The 18217-nt window shown below is 40.8% G+C and carries 20 protein-coding genes; 4 read left to right on the plus strand and 16 right to left on the minus strand.

Annotated elements, in window-relative coordinates; translation table 11 throughout:
* The first annotated feature begins 161 nt into the window (after positions 1-161).
* The gene (locus tag QE177_RS05745; protein ID WP_280552223.1) at positions 162-932 is read left to right on the plus strand and encodes a transporter substrate-binding domain-containing protein; all 771 of its coding nucleotides are present in this window, start codon (positions 162-164) and stop codon (positions 930-932) included.
* Between the two features lie 148 nt (positions 933-1080).
* Here the strand turns inward: QE177_RS05745 and fliR are convergent, their stop codons facing one another.
* The 13 genes from fliR to fliF form a co-directional block, all read right to left on the minus strand.
* Positions 1081-1866, minus strand: coding sequence for a flagellar biosynthetic protein FliR (gene fliR / locus QE177_RS05750; RefSeq protein ID WP_280552224.1), 786 nt, complete (start codon positions 1864-1866; stop codon positions 1081-1083).
* Between the two features lie 2 nt (positions 1867-1868).
* Positions 1869-2138 carry a flagellar biosynthesis protein FliQ gene (gene fliQ, locus QE177_RS05755; RefSeq protein ID WP_026823270.1) on the minus strand — a complete coding sequence of 90 codons (270 nt, stop codon included), beginning with the start codon at positions 2136-2138 and terminating at the stop codon, positions 1869-1871.
* Positions 2139-2146: 8 nt separating this feature from the next.
* On the minus strand, positions 2147-2884 hold the full coding sequence (gene fliP, locus QE177_RS05760) for a flagellar type III secretion system pore protein FliP (RefSeq protein WP_280551886.1): 738 nt from the start codon (positions 2882-2884) through the stop codon (positions 2147-2149).
* The gene (gene fliO, locus QE177_RS05765; RefSeq protein WP_280551887.1) at positions 2877-3326 is read right to left on the minus strand and encodes a flagellar biosynthetic protein FliO; all 450 of its coding nucleotides are present in this window, start codon (positions 3324-3326) and stop codon (positions 2877-2879) included. The genes fliP and fliO overlap by 8 nt, the downstream gene beginning before the upstream one ends.
* 3 nt (positions 3327-3329) lie before the next feature.
* Entirely contained in the window at positions 3330-3749 is a 420-nt protein-coding gene (fliN, locus tag QE177_RS05770) for a flagellar motor switch protein FliN (RefSeq protein ID WP_280551888.1), read from the minus strand.
* Positions 3746-4759 carry a flagellar motor switch protein FliM gene (gene fliM, locus QE177_RS05775; RefSeq protein ID WP_280551889.1) on the minus strand — a complete coding sequence of 338 codons (1014 nt, stop codon included), beginning with the start codon at positions 4757-4759 and terminating at the stop codon, positions 3746-3748. Before fliM ends, fliN begins: the two co-directional genes overlap by 4 nt.
* 5 nt (positions 4760-4764) lie before the next feature.
* Entirely contained in the window at positions 4765-5241 is a 477-nt protein-coding gene (gene fliL, locus QE177_RS05780) for a flagellar basal body-associated protein FliL (protein ID WP_280551890.1), read from the minus strand.
* Positions 5242-5457: 216 nt separating this feature from the next.
* On the minus strand, positions 5458-6606 hold the full coding sequence (locus tag QE177_RS05785) for a flagellar hook-length control protein FliK (RefSeq protein WP_280551891.1): 1149 nt from the start codon (positions 6604-6606) through the stop codon (positions 5458-5460).
* Positions 6606-7046: a flagellar export protein FliJ gene (gene fliJ / locus QE177_RS05790; protein ID WP_280551892.1), complete on the minus strand. Its 441-nt coding sequence runs from the start codon at positions 7044-7046 to the stop codon at positions 6606-6608. Before fliJ ends, QE177_RS05785 begins: the two co-directional genes overlap by 1 nt.
* A gap of 9 nt (positions 7047-7055) precedes the next feature.
* Complete coding sequence (fliI, locus tag QE177_RS05795) at positions 7056-8441, minus strand: flagellar protein export ATPase FliI (RefSeq protein ID WP_280551893.1); 1386 nt, start codon at positions 8439-8441, stop codon at positions 7056-7058.
* A complete protein-coding gene (gene fliH / locus QE177_RS05800; protein WP_280551895.1) occupies positions 8438-9178 on the minus strand; it encodes a flagellar assembly protein FliH in 741 nt (246 codons plus the stop codon). Before fliH ends, fliI begins: the two co-directional genes overlap by 4 nt.
* On the minus strand, positions 9171-10163 hold the full coding sequence (fliG, locus tag QE177_RS05805) for a flagellar motor switch protein FliG (RefSeq protein ID WP_280551896.1): 993 nt from the start codon (positions 10161-10163) through the stop codon (positions 9171-9173). Before fliG ends, fliH begins: the two co-directional genes overlap by 8 nt.
* Complete coding sequence (gene fliF, locus QE177_RS05810; RefSeq protein WP_280551898.1) at positions 10160-11824, minus strand: flagellar basal-body MS-ring/collar protein FliF; 1665 nt, start codon at positions 11822-11824, stop codon at positions 10160-10162. Before fliF ends, fliG begins: the two co-directional genes overlap by 4 nt.
* A gap of 275 nt (positions 11825-12099) precedes the next feature.
* Here fliF and fliE point away from each other — a divergent pair, with 275 nt between their 5' ends.
* Positions 12100-12411 (plus strand): flagellar hook-basal body complex protein FliE, encoded by a 312-nt coding sequence (gene fliE / locus QE177_RS05815; protein WP_280551899.1) that lies wholly within the window; start codon positions 12100-12102, stop codon positions 12409-12411.
* An 813-nt stretch (positions 12412-13224) separates the two neighbouring features.
* Here fliE and fliT read toward each other — a convergent pair.
* Genes fliT through fliD form a run of 3 tightly spaced genes read right to left on the minus strand, consistent with a single transcriptional unit; the run spans position 13225 to position 15382 of the window.
* Entirely contained in the window at positions 13225-13560 is a 336-nt protein-coding gene (fliT, locus tag QE177_RS05820; RefSeq protein ID WP_280551901.1) for a flagellar protein FliT, read from the minus strand.
* Positions 13550-13957, minus strand: a complete 408-nt coding sequence (gene fliS, locus QE177_RS05825) for a flagellar export chaperone FliS (RefSeq protein WP_280551903.1) — start codon at positions 13955-13957, stop codon at positions 13550-13552. The genes fliT and fliS overlap by 11 nt, the downstream gene beginning before the upstream one ends.
* 3 nt (positions 13958-13960) lie before the next feature.
* Entirely contained in the window at positions 13961-15382 is a 1422-nt protein-coding gene (gene fliD / locus QE177_RS05830) for a flagellar filament capping protein FliD (RefSeq protein ID WP_280551905.1), read from the minus strand.
* 177 nt (positions 15383-15559) lie between these two features.
* Between fliD and QE177_RS05835 the strand changes: the two genes are divergently transcribed.
* The gene (locus QE177_RS05835; RefSeq protein ID WP_280551906.1) at positions 15560-16747 is read left to right on the plus strand and encodes a FliC/FljB family flagellin; all 1188 of its coding nucleotides are present in this window, start codon (positions 15560-15562) and stop codon (positions 16745-16747) included.
* Positions 16748-16927: 180 nt separating this feature from the next.
* On the plus strand, positions 16928-18136 hold the full coding sequence (locus QE177_RS05840; RefSeq protein ID WP_280551908.1) for a FliC/FljB family flagellin: 1209 nt from the start codon (positions 16928-16930) through the stop codon (positions 18134-18136).
* The last annotated feature ends 81 nt before the right edge of the window (positions 18137-18217 follow it).

An 18217-nucleotide genomic window follows, 5' to 3' on the forward strand; every position in this document is an offset into this window, starting at 1 on the left:
AAAAGTATAACGTAATATCAAAAAATAACAGTTTCATAATGTTGAAAAAATAGTAAGATTGAATAAATTTTGCTATTTTTCATTTCGTAATTGAGGGTAATCTTGTTTAGCTAGCTTTTGTTTAGATAAACAATTTCCTGGGATAAAAAGGAACAAGCATGATGAAGAAATTGACAGTAGTCAGCCTGGTTTTCTTAAGCGCAGCGGCACAGGCGCAGTCTCATCTTGACCGAGTGATGAAAACGAAAACCTTAACGGTTTGCGCAACGGGTGATTATAGGCCTTATACTCATTTACTTCAGAATGGTCAATATGAAGGCATTGATGTTACCATGATGGAAAATTTAGCCGCTAGTTTGGGGGCAAAAGTTAAATGGCAGAAAACAACCTGGAATACATTAATAGCAGATTTTCATAGCAAACAGTGTGATATTGCAGTTGGGGGAATTTCGGTTACCTTAAAACGTCAGCAAGCTATCTGGTTATCTGTGCCGCTAGCGGTTGATGGTAAAGTTCCACTAGTCCGCTGCGATGATAAGGCGAAATATCAAACGATTGAACAACTCAATAAACCGACAGTACGTTTGATTGCACCCTTTGGTGGTACCAATGAGGCTTTTGCCCATCGCTATTTACCTAATGCCCAGTTGCAATTGACGCATGATAATGCGGCGATATTCCAGCAAATTATTGATAAAAAATTTGATGTTATGGTAACTGATGCATCAGAAGCCCTTTATCAACAAAAGCATTATCCAGCTAAGTTATGTGCACTTAATCCAAAGAGGCCACTACAATATATTGAGAAAGCTTATATGCTACCACGTGATGATATGAGCTGGAAACTTTATGTCGATCAATGGATCCATTTAAATAAAAAGACCGGTGTCTATCGTAATATTGTGTCTGAATGGATAGCAATTCCGAAATAAATGATTAGCTGATCTGCTGATAGGTAAATATTTTATTAACTTATTATTTAGTTAGCACAAAAATAACCCATAATATATAGATTTATTTGGTAGTAGACGAACAATTTAAAAGTTAATACGATAGGGGAAAAAAGTATTTAGAAAAATATTACTTTCCCGCTAATGTAAGTAGTATCAAACTTAATTGACTCAGAATATCGTTAAATATCTTCTCAGCATATTTGGTAATGATAGTGGTTAAAAGAGGTAATAGATAAATACCAATTAAAAGTGTCAGTGGGAAGCCGACAACAAAAATAGAAAGTTGGGGGGTCATTCTATTTAAGATCCCCAAACTGATATTAATAATTAATAGTAAGGTTAAAATAGGTAGCGCTAATAGTAGACCATAATAAAAAATAATTCCCGCCGTTTGAGCAACTAATATAAAACTTTGGCTATTTAATGATAATGATTGGATTGGAATAAGCTGAAAGCTATCTGCCAATAGCGACAATAACCAAAGATGAATATCGAAAGATAAAAACAGTAATAACAATAATAGATTAAAAAAACGCGCAATAATTGGCATATTGGGCCCGGCTGCTGGATCAACAAATAAGGCGAAAGAGAGCCCCATCTGCATGCCTAATACTTCTCCCGCATAACGAACGATGGCAAAGGCGATTTGCATCGTCAGTCCCATTAATAAGCCGATTAAAACTTGTTGTATTAAGATCCAACATCCGATCATGGAAAAAAGAGGGATTTGTGGTAGAGGTATTGCCGCAGAGATTAAAATAGTGATCAGCAAGGCTAGCGCAATTTTGCTTTTTTTCGGGATCTGTTTTTCACCAAAAAAAGGGGCAATACTAAATAAAGCTAATACCCGCACAAATGGCCAAAAAAATTGGTTAATAGAGGTATAAAAAAAATCGGTGCTAAAAGTGATCATCATTAACCAATAAGTTGCGGCAATTGCGTTATTAATTGACGGGTATACTCGATAAATAGTTGTAACATCCACGGGCCAGCCACTACCGCGGTAATAAAAACAGCGATAATTTTAGGAATGAATGAGAGGGTCATTTCATTAATTTGCGTGGCGGCTTGCAATAAACTAATAATTAAACCACTGATCAACGCCGCCAACAACAGGGGTGCTGCTAATGCTAAAGCCACTTTCATACCATCAATACCAAGCCCCATCACTGTTTCCGGTGTCATTTTTACTCCTAATTAAAAAAGCTTTGTGCTAAAGAGCCTAAAATTAATTGCCAACCATCAACTAAAACAAACAACATTAATTTAAAAGGCATCGCAACGGTAGCAGGCGGAACCATCATCATTCCGAGCGCCATTAATACACTGGCAACTACGAGATCGATAATCAAGAAAGGAATAAATAACATAAAGCCGATTTGAAAAGCCGTTTTTAGTTCACTAGTAATAAATGCCGGCACTAAAATACGCATCGGAACATCAGCTTGGGTTTGATACTCACTATCATTGGCTAAGCGGGCAAACAGTGCTAAATCAGGTTGACGGGTTTGTTGTAACATAAATTGGCGTAAGGGTTTGGCACCTTCCGCTAATGCCACTTCGATGCTAATTTTCTCTTCACTAAAGGGCAAATAGGCATTTTGATATATTTTATCAAATACCGGAGACATGACGAAGAAAGTCATAAATAGCGCTAAGCCTAATAAAATTTGATTAGGTGGGGCGGTCGGGGTGCCTAACGCATTTCGCAATAAACCCAGTACGATAATGATACGAGTAAAACTGGTCGTCATCAGCAATAGCGCAGGGATAAAACCGAGGGCGGTGATAAAAATTAGTGTCTGTACCGGTAATGACCAACTTTGGCCACCATTGGCTAAGGGTTGGCTAGTAATTGTAGGTATCGCGGTGTAAGCGGGTAAGGGCAGCCATAATAGCGCGCTGGATAATAAAAATAGCAGTTTACGCATTACTGTTTCTACTTTTCACTAAGTATGTCTTCATGAATTGACCAAAAGAGGGTGGAACAGAAGCTGACTGCTGTTGTTCATTCGGTTCGGTTTTGGCCGGCATTTTATGCAACAAGGTAATGTTTTCTTCGGTGACACCGAGCACCAGCGCCTGCCCTTCAACTTCAATAATGGTAATTTTGGCTTTATTACCGAGTGAGTAATTATCCGTTACCTTGATTGCGCTTGAACGGGTGGTCAGATAGCGTTTGGGTAAAAAACGGCGTACTAACCATAAAGTCACCAATAGTCCGCCAATAATTAGTAATAGCGAGCTACTCATTTCAGTTAACATGCTACTGCCTGAAAGTAAGGAGGGGCTGCTAGTAGTCGTGCCCCCTTTTAATACCGGAGCAGCACTATCTGCCGCTCCAGCAATCAGAAAAGAAGAGTAAACTGACATAATCTATCGACTCAACCGACGCATGCGTTCTGATGGAGTAATAATATCGGTGATACGAATACCATATTTATCAGAAACCACCACCACTTCGCCTTGTGCTATCAGATAACCATTGATCAAAATGTCTAACGGTTCACCGGCCAGACCATCCAGTGAAACCACTGAGCCTTGGGTTAAATTTAATAGCTTTTTAATGGTCATTTTGGTGCGACCTAGCTCTACCGTCAGTTTAACCGGAATATCCATGATCATATTGATATCTGAAAATTGGTTTTCGATATCTTGCATGTCCAAATTATCAAAGATTGCAGGACCATTATCGGTTGGTTTTGGCGGTTTAGATTGCTGAGCAATCGTCTCTGCCCAGATATCTTCAGCCGAGGTTTTAGCTTGATTTTCAGTAAAATCTTTAGTGTCACTCATGGTTTTTGTTCCTCTTCCAGAGCGTTTAAAACTGGGTTAATAAGATGTTCGACGCGCAGGGCATACTGCCCATTTAATGTTCCATATTTACTGGTCAGCACGGGAACGCCATCGACATGAACCATAAGGCGTTCCGGTTTTTCGACAGGAATGACATCCCCTTTTTGCAGTTTCAGGATCCTAGAGAGCCGCGTTGGATGTTCAATCAGATTAGCGATTAATTCCAATTCAGAATATTTAACCTGATTAACCAAGCCTTCCATCCAGACGCCTTCATCTTGTTTAACATTTTCTACCGGCGGATTGATTAATCGTTCACGTAGCGGTTCGATCATGGCAAAAGGGATACAAATGCTAAATTCACCAATCATATTGCCAATTTCCACTAAAAATGGGGTGGTAATAACAATATCGTTAGGTGAGGAAGTGATATTGGTAAATTTTACCTGAATTTCAGAACGAACATATTCTGCCTGAATTTTGAAAATACTCTCCCAGGCATCACTATAGGCGTCAAGCGCCAACTTCATCATTTTATTAATAATACGCTGTTCGGTATGGGTAAATTCACGCCCGTCAACTGGGGTGGGAAACCTACCGTCGCCGCCAAATAGATTATCGACCGCAATATAGACTAAATTGGGTTCAAAGGTAAAAAGGGCAGTACCGCGTAAAGGTTTTAAATGCACCAGGTTAAGGTTAGTCATTACGGGTAGATTGCGCGCGAATTCATGATAAGGCTCAATTTTGATTAATCCTACGGTAATGTCAGGGCTACGCCGTAGAATATTAAATAACCCCATGCGAAATTGGCGCGCAAAACGCTCATTGATAATTTCCAGCGATTGCAGTCGCTCGCGAACAGCACGTCGTTGAGTATTCGGATTATAAGGATGGATATCCATTTCAGCTGTAGATGCTTTTTTCTCTCCACCGGTAACCGTATTATCAGTTGGCGCATCATTTAGCAGGGCATCAATCTCTGTTTGTGAAAGAAAGTTATCGCTCATATGATTTATCGTAAAATAAACGTGGTGAATAACACATCGGTAATAATTTGCTCAGACTCTTCTAATTCAAAAGTCGGTTTTAATACCTGCTTAATTTCAGACATAAGATGAACTTTGCCTGTATCTGTTGCCAAATCAGCGGCGTTTTGGCGAGATAACAATAACAATATACGGCTGCGCACCTCAGGCATAAAATCATGAAGGCGTTTACGGGTTTCTTCACTGGTCAGGCGTAATGTAATATCAATATATAACACGCGATCGCGTTTCTCATCGTCGATTAGATTAACCGTAAAGGGTTCTAGTGACATGAATACCGGTAGCACCAGACTTCTTTTTTCCGGTTGATGCTCATCTTGCTCTTTTGCTTGCAATAGCCACCAACTATAGCCAGCAATAAAACAGCTTAATAGTGTGAATAACGCCATAATGGTTAACAGCATCCCACTTATGCGTTTTCCTTGATGTTGCGACTTAGACATAGACAGGTAATTCCTTTTGATTCTACTTGGGATAATCAAGGCATTGTCGATTAACGTTTTATCCCTGTTTTTGCATTCAACTATAATTATCCCGATCTATGAATAACTTGACGGTAGAATAAAACAGTAAAAATAGGCGGTTATTTTGTCATTGAACAATGCGGATAATGACAGGGGGAATTTTCCCCCACGAGAAAAGTAAAAAAACACATAGATTTAAGCAAATACATCAATACCGGTGGTTATTTGTGCCTGGTTACTTTGCCGGACTTGAGTTAATGAACTATCACTCTCTTGTTCATGGGGCTTAGTAGTTATTGATGATTGCGGTGTTGCAGGCTGATTATCTGGCGGATTATTTTGCCCGTTATGTTGCTCGCCAACATGTGTTTGTCCCAGTTGTATGCCTTGTTCTGATAGCGCATGACGTAACTGTGTTAGATTGCTTTCAATAATCTGGCGAACTTGTTGATTAGCGGTTACCACTGACAGTTGTGCTTTATCGTCGAAAATTTTAAGTTGAATTTGTAGGCTACCTAATTCTTCAGGATGAAGACGTAATTCGGCTTGTTGTGAGCCATGGCGACTGAGCATTACGAGCTGCTCACTAAACTTTTGTCCCCACTCCGGCTGATCAATCGGTGTAGTCAAAGCAATAGCATTGACGCTAGCCGTCATTGAGTGAGTTAATGTGGCTGGATTGGCTGACAAAGTGGTTAAAGGGATCGCATTATTATTGCTTGGCGATAGACTAATTAATTCTGGGTTTTCTGCCGTATTAGTCAGGGTTGCCATATTGATATTAGATTGTATGGCCGGTTGTAATGGCAGAGATTGTGATGTTGCTTGTTCATTAAAGGGGGCGGATAAATTGGCCAGCGGGTATTCGATTGCAGAACTATGGCTTGCGACTGTTGCCAGCTGAGTATGCGATTTTAAACGAAGCTTTTCATCGTTATTGTCAATATTATTAGCTAATTGTTCAATAATTGCTTGTTCAGCTGTTTCATCGGCTAGTGTGGTACGGTCATTTTCCAGCCGTAGCTGTGTTGCTACCTCTGCCAGTTGGATCGGTAATTGGTCAATAAATTGATTAGCGGTTAATGGCGAAAATTGCGGGTTATCTGACTGTGCTGTTGCTTGATCAATTTGGCTGCTGCTTTCCTCAGTTAAAAAGTCATTGAGAGCAGATAAGGTATTTCCCTGTTGTTCAATCGCTGAGTCAGCATTATCTGTTACGCTTTGTTCTTTTGCCGGCGATGAATGGTTAGTTAACAGCTGCGCAAAATTGTCTGAATGCGATGATGATAATGGTTGGTTAGAAGCGTGCCCATTAGCGGTGAATGTTAGCGATGTGTCTATCATTATGATGTCCTTAAAACGGCTTGTTGGGCCATTTCATCCATTTGTTTTTGTTCCAGGCGTTCAGCGCGTTTTTTTTGTAAACGTTCACTACGTTGTTGTAGCTTACTGAAGGCATTGGTTTTTTGCTGTTTGCCTTGCCAATTTTTTTCTGCACTTGTTTCTCGTTGTTGCCATTCAACTAAATGTTGCTGATGTTGCGTGATTGCTTGTTCAAGGGTCAGCAAAAACTGCTGATAATTTTGTAATATTGCCGAAGAGGTGCCTTGGTGGAGCATGCTATTAAGTTGTTGGCGATATTCATCCTGATACTGTAGCAATTGTGTCAGTTGTTGTTGCATTTGTTGATGTTGATGGCGAATATGCGACAGTTGTATCGCCGCCTGGTTGCTATCGTTATGGCTTAAATCACGTAATAGTGTGAAGGAATCAGTTGCTTTCATGCTTCCTCATTAGTGATTTTCAGTATTAGCTGTCGGAAATAACTGACAAAGTTGTTGATAGGCACTCTCCTTTGAACAATACTCATCGCAATCTTGGCGTAAAAATTGTTGCAAATGGGGATAAAGCTGGATGGCCTGATCAAGAATCGGGTCACTACCAACAGCATAAGCGCCAACATTAATCAGATCTTGATTACGCTGATAACGAGATAATAGTTGTTTGAACTGTTGAGCCTGATAAAAATGGTTTTTATCCACCAGAGTGTTCATTGCCCGGCTGATGGAAGCTTCGATATCGATAGCTGGATAATGGCCAGATTCTGCTAGGCTACGTGACAGTACAATGTGACCGTCTAAAATAGCACGCGCTGAATCGGCAATCGGATCTTGTTGATCATCACCCTCTGTTAGTACGGTATAAAAAGCGGTGATACTACCACTACCTTGTATGCCATTACCGGCACGCTCTATCAGGGCCGGTAATTTGGCAAACACAGAAGGTGGATAACCCTTAGTGGCTGGCGGTTCACCGATCGCTAATGCGATTTCACGTTGTGCCATGGCATAACGGGTTAATGAATCCATAATCAGTAACACGTTCAAACCGCGATCGCGAAAGTCTTCGGCAATTCGGGTGGCGTAAGTTGCGCCTTGTAAACGTAAAAGTGGTGAGACATCAGCGGGAGCGGCGATAACTACCGAGCGCTGTAACCCCTCAGGGCCGAGAATATTTTCAATAAAGTCTTTAACTTCTCGGCCGCGCTCACCGATCAGGCCAACTACGATCACGTCAGCTTGGGTATAGCGTGCCATCATGCCTAATAAAATACTTTTACCAACTCCAGAGCCGGCAAATAATCCCATCCGTTGGCCGCGACCTACCGTTAGTAAACTATTAATCGCTCTTACCCCGACATCAAGTGGCAGGTTAATCGATTCTCGTTGTAAGGGGTTAATTGGTGCAGTAACTAGCGAAGCAAAGCTGTCTATGGTTGGCAAGGGTTTGCCATCTAATGGTTCACCAAAACCATCCAGAACGCGACCCAGTAGTGCAGGGCCAAGAGGGAATTGTTGACCACTGTTTTGTTGCTTGTCTGAAGCTGAAGGATGATAGACTTGAGCGCCCGGTACAATGCCTGCAAGATCCTGATAAGGCATTAATAGCATTTTATGGCCATTAAAGCCGACCACTTCGCACGTGATCTCGTCACTGACTGCTTGATGTTGGCGTTTTATTAGACAGTTTGCCCCTAACGGCATTTGCAGACCGGTTGCTTCTAACACTAAACCTGTCACGCGGGTTAATTTGCCATAATGGCGCACTGGCGCTAGCTGGCTAAGCTGCTGTTCAAAGCTGTCAATTCGGCCTAACCAACGGGCAAGTTTGGCGGTCATGGACATTTCTCCGGCATAATCAACTGACAAAGCTCAAGCCAGCGGGTTTCTAAACTGGCATCCAATTCACTATTTTCAGCGCTAATTTTGCAACCATATCGATGCAGCTCTGGCACCGCGATCAGACGCCAGCCATTAGCGGTTAAGGTATCACCTAGTTGTGATTCAACCAGTGCCATATCATTTGGATTAACTTGTAGTTGAGGACGGCCAGCCAATAGCGGATCTTGTTGCAGAAAATGACTAATTTGGCTCAATAATGCGCTACCATCACAAACCGCCGGTTGCCCTAATACTTGACGAGCAGCCTGCAGGGCAATCTGCATTAAACGAGAAGCAATGAAACTGTCTAATCCTTCTAAGGAGTGACGAAACTCAGTTAATAGCGCTTGCCATTGTTGGGTGATAGCAGCCATCTCATTTTTGGCATCATTAGCACCTGCCTGATGGCCTTCAGCTAAACCTTGCTGATAACCGGCCTGGTATCCTTGTTGTTGACCATCCGTCAAACCAGCTTGTTGTCCAGCCGCGTAACCTTCTTGATAGCCGATTTCTTTGGCTTGCGCTTTTAAGTCATCCAGTTGATTGATTTGCGCTAAAACATCTTTTTCACTCTGTTCAGCTAATGGCGTATCACTGGCAACATGCTGATTATTGATCACAGGATTTAAACCTGGCCAAAGGGTAATTTCGTCTGGCAGCCAGGGCTGCCATGGTGAGAGCGATTTTTTAGACATAGGTTTCTTCACCGCCATTCATCACAATTTCACCATTTTCTGCCAAGCGACGAACGATGAACAAGATCGCTTTTTGTTCTGCTTCCACTTGCGGCAGGTGAACAGGGCCGCGTGAAGCCAGATCATCGCGCATGATTTCAGCGGCTCGGCGTGACATATTGTTGAGGAAATGATCGCGTAAATTCTGTTCACATCCTTTTAATGCAATAACCAGCGAATCGTTTTCCACTTCTTGCAACAGACGCTGCATAGAACGATTGTCCATTTCAATAAGATTTTCAAACAAGAACATTTCGTCGATAATTTTTTGTGCCAATTCATCGTCATACTCTTTAACTGCGCTAATAACCACCTCTTCTTGCTGACTTTTCATCAAGTTGATGATTTCAGCGGCAGTACGCACGCCACCCATTTTACTACGCTTAATATTTTGCCCATCAAGTAGGTTATTCAGCACCTCAGTCAACTCAGCTAAAGCGGAGGGTTGTACGCCACCAAAGGTAGCAATTCTTAACATGACATCATTACGTAGTTTTTCATCAAATAAAGCTAACACGTCGGCCGCTTGTTCACGCTTTAAATGCACTAAAATGGTGGCAATAATTTGTGGATGTTCATCCCGGATCATATCAGCCGCCATCTGCGGCTCCATAAAGTTCAGCGTATCGATACCGGTAGCGGTCTCTTTGGTTTCAAAAATATCCTCCAACAAGGTATTGGCACGCTCTTCACCCAATGCTTTGACTAATACTGAACGCAGGTAATCATTGGTATTAACGTTAATAGCTGCATATTGAATGGCATTTTCTTCAAATTCGGCCAATACATCCGACAATTCCTGGTTAGAGATTTGGCGTAAGCTTGACATAGCCACACTTAATTTTTGCACTTCACGGCTATTTAAGTGTTTAAAGATTTCAGCGGCTTGTTCTTCACCCACTGACATTAGCATCACTGCACTTTTTTCTGTTCCACTAAGACTCATAATTCTTTACTCATCCAATCACGAACAACCATTGCCACCACACGGGGATCTTTCTGTACCATCTCACGTAAGCGTTGGGTATGCATCTCTGCGTTAACACGTTGACGGGTCTGTTCTTGACGCGCAGCTTCATCTTGTTCAATTTTTTGTCGGGCAGCCTGCTCCGCATCTTTTTTCGCTTTCAGATCAGACGCCATTTTAGCGGCTTTCTCTGCTTGACGTTTTTTCTGTAATTGGGGTTTGACCACTAAACGCCACAATAACCAGGCCAACAGTAATAACAGCAGATAGCGACCAATCTCTAACACGTTGGCGATAAAAATCGGCTGTTGCCAAAATTCAAGCGGTTTAAGTTCAGCATCTTGCGCTTGAAATGGCGCGTTTACCACATACAGGCTATCCCCACGCTGGTCAGAAAACCCCATCGCTTCTTGTGCTAACGTTTTAATTTGCTTCAGTTTTTCATCAGTCAGCGGTAAGCTGTCATCATTTTCTTTTTTGTCGCTATCAGCATAATTAACGATGATGGCCACTGAAAGTCGCTGTAAATCGCCAATTTGATGTTGGGTATGACGAATGCGTCGATCTATCTCATAGTTAGTCGTTTCATCAACCCGACTATTATGATTATTATTTATTGGTCGCGGTGCATCTTTATCATTAGGTTTGTCAATCGGTGCTTTAGGCGCCGGCGTGGGTTGGTTGGATAGGGCACCAGGTACGCCGCCAACTAATAATTGACCGTTTTGCTCACTGCGACTGGTCTGTTTTGAACGTACCGCTGATTCATTGGGCGGCTGATTGGGTTTGTACTCTTCCGCTGTCTCTTCAGTGCGGGCAAAATTAATTTGCGCCGTAACTTGTGCGTGTACATTACCTCTACCAACTAATGGCATAATAATCGATTCGATACGTTGCTTATAACGATTCTCTATCGATTGCACATAGTTGAGTTGCGTCAAGTTAAGATCGCGGCTAATGCCATCGGGCTGAGTTAATAGATTGCCCAACTGATCAACGATAGTGACATTATTGCTCGTTAACCCACTGACACTACTGGAGATCATATGTACAATAGCGGCAATCTGGCCGTCATCCAGTTTGCGGCCGTTTTGTAGGTTGAGGGTAACCGATGCGGTAGGATTTTTTTGCTCGCGTACAAACAGTGACGGTTTAGGGATCGCTAAATGTACCCGGGCGCGTTGCACAACTCCCAATGATTCAATGGTTTTGGCTAATTCACCTTCCAAAGCGCGTTGATAGTTGATCTGTTCACTAAATTGACTCAAACCAAATTTTTCTTGATCCAGTAACTCAAAACCGGCATTGCCGCCTTTTGGCAATCCTTGTTGGGCTAACTTTAGTCTAACCTCATGGACTTTATCAGCAGGCACTTTAACCATACTGCCGTCGGCAGATAGTTGATAAGGAATATTCATTTGACTTAGCTGAGTAACAATTTCGCCGCCATCCTTATCACTAAGATTGGTATAAACTGGGCGATAGTCAGGTCCCTGTAGCCAAAACAAAGCAGCGATGAAAAAAGTTATTGCCAAAGCACCAGCAACGATCAGCGGTACTTTAGGGTCAGATTTTATTTTGTCGAAAATGGTACTTAATCCTTTGAGCGGATTTGCTCCATTAGTATTTACGGCATTCATAGACAATCCTTGCCTTCTCGTTCTTGATGAAGATTGATAACGTGGCGTAACAAAGTGGCTTCCTCATACTGATAAAGTATTTCCAGTTTCATCTTTATATTATCGTTTGTCGTGCATTGGTTTAATGGCTGAAATAGACTTTTAGTTCGGCGCTAATTGTCGGTTTTGATTTATTTAACTTGTGGTAGGGTTATTTTCCGCTTAGTGCCAAAAGATGAGTTAATACGATGGCACAGATTAGAGAAAGGTATTTGAAAAAATAGATAGAGGTTTTTATGTCAATTCCAGCCATTCAATCTGTTATCGCGCAAATGACAACAGATATGGTTAGCCAAAATAGTATACCGTTAACAGCGACACCGCAATCCGGTTTTGCCAGCCATTTATTAACTGCGGTGAGTAAAATTAATCAGACCAGGGTGAGTGCTAGTCAGAAAGCACAAGCATTAACCTTGGAAAAACCAGGGGTTGAGCTCAATGATGTAATGGTCGATCTGCAAAAGGCCAGTTTATCACTTCAGTTTGGTATTCAAGTGAGAAACAAATTAGTGGGTGCCTATCAGGAAATCATGAATATGCCAGTTTAAATGAGCTTTTAGTGTAACTAAGCCACGGACAAGTAGCTATCTTGGTTATTATTTGCCGGTAATAAATTTGTTATTGTAAATAATATCCACTGAATTAGTGACTGATAAAAGATAGTTATAACTATCATTGCTAGCGTTTTTCGCTGGCAATGTAGGTTACTGAGGGAATTATGTCTACTAATAATCTTAAACCTACCTCTTTCGTTATTAAATATCACTATAATAATCTTGATAACAAAATTAACCATTAATTGTTTATTGTAAGCTATTAAATTTAAAAGTTATTATATTAATATTGCTTTTTGCTGGAAAAAAAACTGATTGAACTTACAAATTCTGTTGCGTATTTTATTTTATTAAAATATGACGGACAAAATAAATTAAATAATTATTAATAAAATAAACAATTATGATTGTTTTAATATAAGAGGCAAGCCTAATAATAGTTCAAAAATGTAATGATAGTTTAAATCATGGTTGGCAAATCGTCGCAATAAAATAACTTATTATTCAGGAGAGAAGATTATAGCAACAAGCAAAGGAGATTTTTGGAACAGGAAGCAGGGCATAAAAACTTAGGTATTTGCCAAATTTCTAATTCAAAAAGCATGCTGATTTATTATTTCCCCGCAGTAATTTCTGTGTCATTTAACTACCCTGGTATTATGTTTTGGCCGCTTAAGCGGTCTTTTTTTTATTCGTTTTTAAACCATAAACCTAGCGCTTTATACTCAAGTAAAAAAGCATAATTTATATTAGTGATAATCAAATAAATAATAGTCAATTGGTCTAACCATGAAGTATAGTAGCCAATTATTCAAATTCTCTATAATGGGATTGCAATTGCTGCTGTTGAGCGCTCTGTTTAATTAACTGAGCCAGTTCATTCATCCGGCTTTCCATTAATTGGCGGATGGCATTTTCATTGGTTAATATCGCTTGTAATAGCTCAGTTAATTGATGGCATAGCGGCTCAGCTAGATCAGCAATTGAACCTAGAGCAGTGACTTGGTCAACCGCTTGCTGATAAACATTTTCGATAACTAATAATTGTTCCCATTGGTCAAGTTGTGCCAGCGATAACATTTGCTGACTAATGGTCAGCAAATGTTGATAAGCACTTAGAAAGGTATGTTGCTTACTGTACATTTGATTTTCTTGCCGGATCGTTAAGTTGGGCCCAGGTTTGGGCGGAGTCAGTCAATAATTTAATCACATGCTGAATTCTGTCAACATCATTATGCAGACTGGCATACAGTAGCTCGCGGATCATATAGTCATATAACAGTGTCATATTTTCGCCAATTTCACCGCCTTTTTCCCGATCAATACCGCCATTTAATCCTTCACCAATAATGGCAATCGCTTTGGAGATGGCGTTGTTTTTTTGTTGAATATTATTTTGTTCAACAAAAATGACCGCCCGCTTTAAGGCGCTAAGCGCCTCTTTATATAAGATTTGCACCAGTTGATAAGGCGAAGCATTTAAAATTTGGCTTTCAATATCCACCTGAGCATACATAGTTTCGACAGTTGCGCTATTCATAATTTATTTTGTTAATAGGGCCATTAAGGAGTTACTGCTCTGTTTCATATTGCTAATAGCTTGATCCATCGCGATGAATTTTTTCTGATAACGTTTCAGTGTGGCGGCAATCGTGGTTTGAACACTCTCCATTTTTGTCGCTAACATTTTTTTCTGTTGATTGAGGGATTCGGTGCTTAAATGTAGTGGTCCTTCAAGTTTATCCAGGGTCTTTTTTAAATAATGAAAAGTTTCGGTAGCAAAACCGCTTTTTTCACCATCACCCATAAAGAACTGTTTAACTTTGGCTGGGCTATCTTTTAGCGCTTCATCCAATTTTTTATCATCAATCGTTATTTTGCCTTCATGATTAAAGCCAATGCCAAAATGGTTCAAGTGATTCATATCGGGCATATCTTGCACATTTAGCGTCAAATCTTTCACTTGGGAAAAGATCATCGCTGCTGAGCTATCGTTTAATAAAATACCATTGTTAGCCGAAGGTGCTTCACCTGGTTTAGTTGGTACATATTTGGTTTGGGTTTTATAAAAGCTATGCAAACTATTAAAGGCATCAACCCAGCCTTTAATCGCTTTTTTAGTCGGCTCAATATCTTTAGTAATAGTGACGTTTTCAGCAATAAAAACGGTGTTATTAGCAGTAGAACGATTGGTATCTATTTCTGACGTTTTAGTCAGTTTAAAGTTCACGCCATCTGGTGCATCTTTAATCTCATTGGTTTGGCGTTCAATGTTAATACCATTAATTTTTACCTGGGCATTTTGTGCGCTAACGGTTTCAGTCATATTATTGCTGTTAAAAATAGCATCCAGTGTGCTATCGCCTTTCACCTCAATAGCCATTTTTGCTTCAGTGCCGGTTTTCTTTGAGCTCAGGACTAATTGATGTTTATCATCTTTGATTTTTACCAGGCTGGCAGTGACATTGCCATCAGTTTTATTGATCGCATCCCGGATTTCCAGCAGCGATGTTTGTTCATCGCTTAGTTTAATTTCCAGTGGTTGTTTTTCACTGTTTTGCTTAATAACTAATACCCGCTCTTGACCTGTAGCAACATTTCCGCCTAGTTTTTTCTTCACATCATCGATAGTGTTAGTCTTTAAAGCTTGTGCCTGGGCTAATTGTTCAACAACCACCTCATAATTACCGGCAGCCGCCTTCTCATCAGTGGTCACCGCGACGGTTTTATGATCTTTACTGACAGCGGTGGCATTGATTTTGTCAAACTTCATCAAGGTTTCCGAAGCCTGCTGTAATTTATCCAGTTCAGCCCGCAATGCACCATAGGCGCTGATCTGTTTATCGTATTTCTGCTGTTTTTGCTTTAAAGGATTCAGTTTTTGATTCTCTGAGCTTTCTAATTTATCCAGCCATTCGCCAATTGGCATACCGGATCCTGCACCTAATACTGTCATATTTGACATGATCTTTTCCTCTTCCTGTGACCAAGGTTATTCCTGTTATCGGCACTAACTAAAAAAAGCTGAGTCAATAGAAAAAATAAATTTATTTGCTCAAATGATTAAAGAATTAAAACTCAACGACGATAACCAAACCAGCCAATCGTTTTGGCATTATGAAAAATTAACAAGGAAATTATTATGGCTTTGGTTATTAATACAAATATGTCTGCGCTAAATGCACAGAAAGCACTGAATAAAACTCAAGATACCTTAGGGACTACTATTCAACGTCTATCGACTGGCCTACGCATTAATAGCGCCAAAGATGACGCGGCGGGTATGTCAATTGCTAATGGTATGACCTCTAACATTATGGGTATGACACAAGCTGCGCGTAACGCCAATGATGGTATCTCATTAGCGCAAACCACTGAAGGGGCGTTAGCGCAAGTTAATGATAACCTGCAAGCGATTCGTCGTTTAGCCGTCCAGGCTAGTAACGGCACTAACTCTGCCAGCGATATTGCCACATTACAAAATGAAGTCAAACAGCGTTTAGACGAAATCAACCGTATCTCTGAGCAAACTGATTTCAACGGCACGAAAGTGTTAAGCGCTAATGCAATGAAGACTATCCAAATCGGTGCTAACTACGGTGAAACGATTGAAATTGGATTAGAGAAAATCACTTCTGGTGAGTTAAAAATTGAAGAAGTGAATTTAAATATTTTTGCTAAGTCTTATGCTGATTATGCTACCTCAGCAACTGCAGCGGTAGATATTGGTAAGGATGCAAACCTTTCATTCCCAGCGTCAGCAACTAAAGATTTGACTAATGGTAATATTAAAATTGGTGGTACTGCACTAACTAATGATCAGAAATTACATCAAAAAATTGATGCAGCTACCGGTAAAGCAGTCGATGGCCAATATGTGTTAGTGGATACAGCAAATAATACAACTAAAGTTCATGAAGTAACGTTAACAACTAAAGCGGTTGGTACTAATGGAGAAGATAAAGCGGTAGATGTAACTTTAGGTAAAGAGATCACTGATGAAGCGGTTGCCGGTACTGTTGATACTAAAGTGGCTCGTGCTGGTATGTTAAGCGACGATAAAGTCCTTAGCAGCTTGGATGATGCTTTAACTAGCGTTTCTGCCCTACGTAGTTCATTAGGTGCGATGCAAAACCGCTTTGAAGCAGCGGTAGAGAACCTGAATAACACTATCAACAATCTATCTTCTGCCCGCAGCCGTATTCAGGATGCTGACTTTGCTGACGAAGTTTCTCGTTTAAGTAACGGTCAGATCCTGCAACAAGCGGGCACTACCGTATTGGCGATGGCTAACCAGTCGACTCAGTCAGTACTCTCTTTATTGCGTTAATTTCAGCGATAAATTAATTAGTCAATTTATTATTTTACTTTGCCGGCCTAGTGCCGGCTTTTTGTCGCTATTGGTAGCGAAAATATAGCAAATGGTACTCAAGTTTGGCGCTGCTGAGCCGATAAAGATAATCAGCCAGGCAAACTGGCGAACAATAAAAACTGAAATAAAGGAATAATTATGGCTCTGGTTATTAATACCAATATGTCTGCGCTAAATGCACAGAAAGCACTGAATAAAACCCAAGACACCTTAGGTACCACTATTCAACGTCTATCAACTGGCCTACGCATTAATAGTGCTAAAGATGACGCGGCGGGTATGTCAATTGCTAATGGCATGACCTCTAACATTATGGGTATGACGCAAGCAGCGCGTAACGCTAATGATGGTATCTCGCTCGCACAAACCACTGAAGGTGCGTTAGCGCAAGTTAATGATAACCTGCAAGCGATTCGTCGTTTAGCGGTTCAGGCTAGTAATGGTACTAACTCCGCTAGCGATATTGCCACGCTACAAAATGAAGTCAAACAGCGTTTAGACGAAATCAACCGTATCTCTGAGCAAACTGATTTCAACGGCACTAAAGTGTTAAGCGCCAATGCGATGAAAACTATCCAAATCGGTGCTAACTACGGTGAAACAATTGAGATTGGATTAGAGAAAATTACTTCTGGTGAGTTAAAAATCGAAGAAGTCAATTTAAATATTTTTGCTAAGTCTTATGCTGATTATAAGACCGCCGCTGCATCAACGACTGAAATTTCTGCAACGGCTAACGATCCAATTTATGCAGCGGCAGTGAATAAATTAGTTGATGGCGATATTAAAATTGCTGCAGGTGGTGCAGGGCAAAGTGGTATTGCTGTAGGTGCAATCGGTGCTAATAAACTACATCAAAAAATTGATGCCGCTACCGGTAAAGCCATTGATGGTCAATTTGTGATCAAAAAAGATGGTTCTGGTGAAGTTTATGATGTTGATTTGACATTTAAAGTCACTGGTACGGCTCAAAATACTAAACAAGAAGTTGAAGTTACTGTCCGTAATGAAGTTAAAGATGCACAAGACGGTGCTGTCGATACTAAAGTTGCTCGTGCTGGCATGTTAAGTGACGATAAAGTACTTAGCAGCCTGGATGATGCTTTGACTAGCGTTTCAGCTCTACGCAGTTCATTAGGTGCGATGCAAAACCGCTTTGAAGCGGCGGTAGAGAACCTGAATAACACTATCAACAATCTATCTTCTGCCCGTAGCCGTATTCAAGATGCTGATTTCGCAGACGAAGTTTCTCGTTTAAGCAACGGCCAGATCCTGCAACAAGCGGGCACCACGGTATTGGCGATGGCTAACCAGTCTACTCAGTCCGTACTTTCTTTACTGCGTTAATTGCTTTATTTAACCACTATACTGGTGGTTTTTTACTGGCCGGCTTTGCCGGCCATAGTTGTAAAATAGCGATGGGTATTA

Source organism: Arsenophonus sp. aPb, from assembly GCF_029873475.1.
GTDB lineage: Bacteria > Pseudomonadota > Gammaproteobacteria > Enterobacterales > Enterobacteriaceae > Arsenophonus.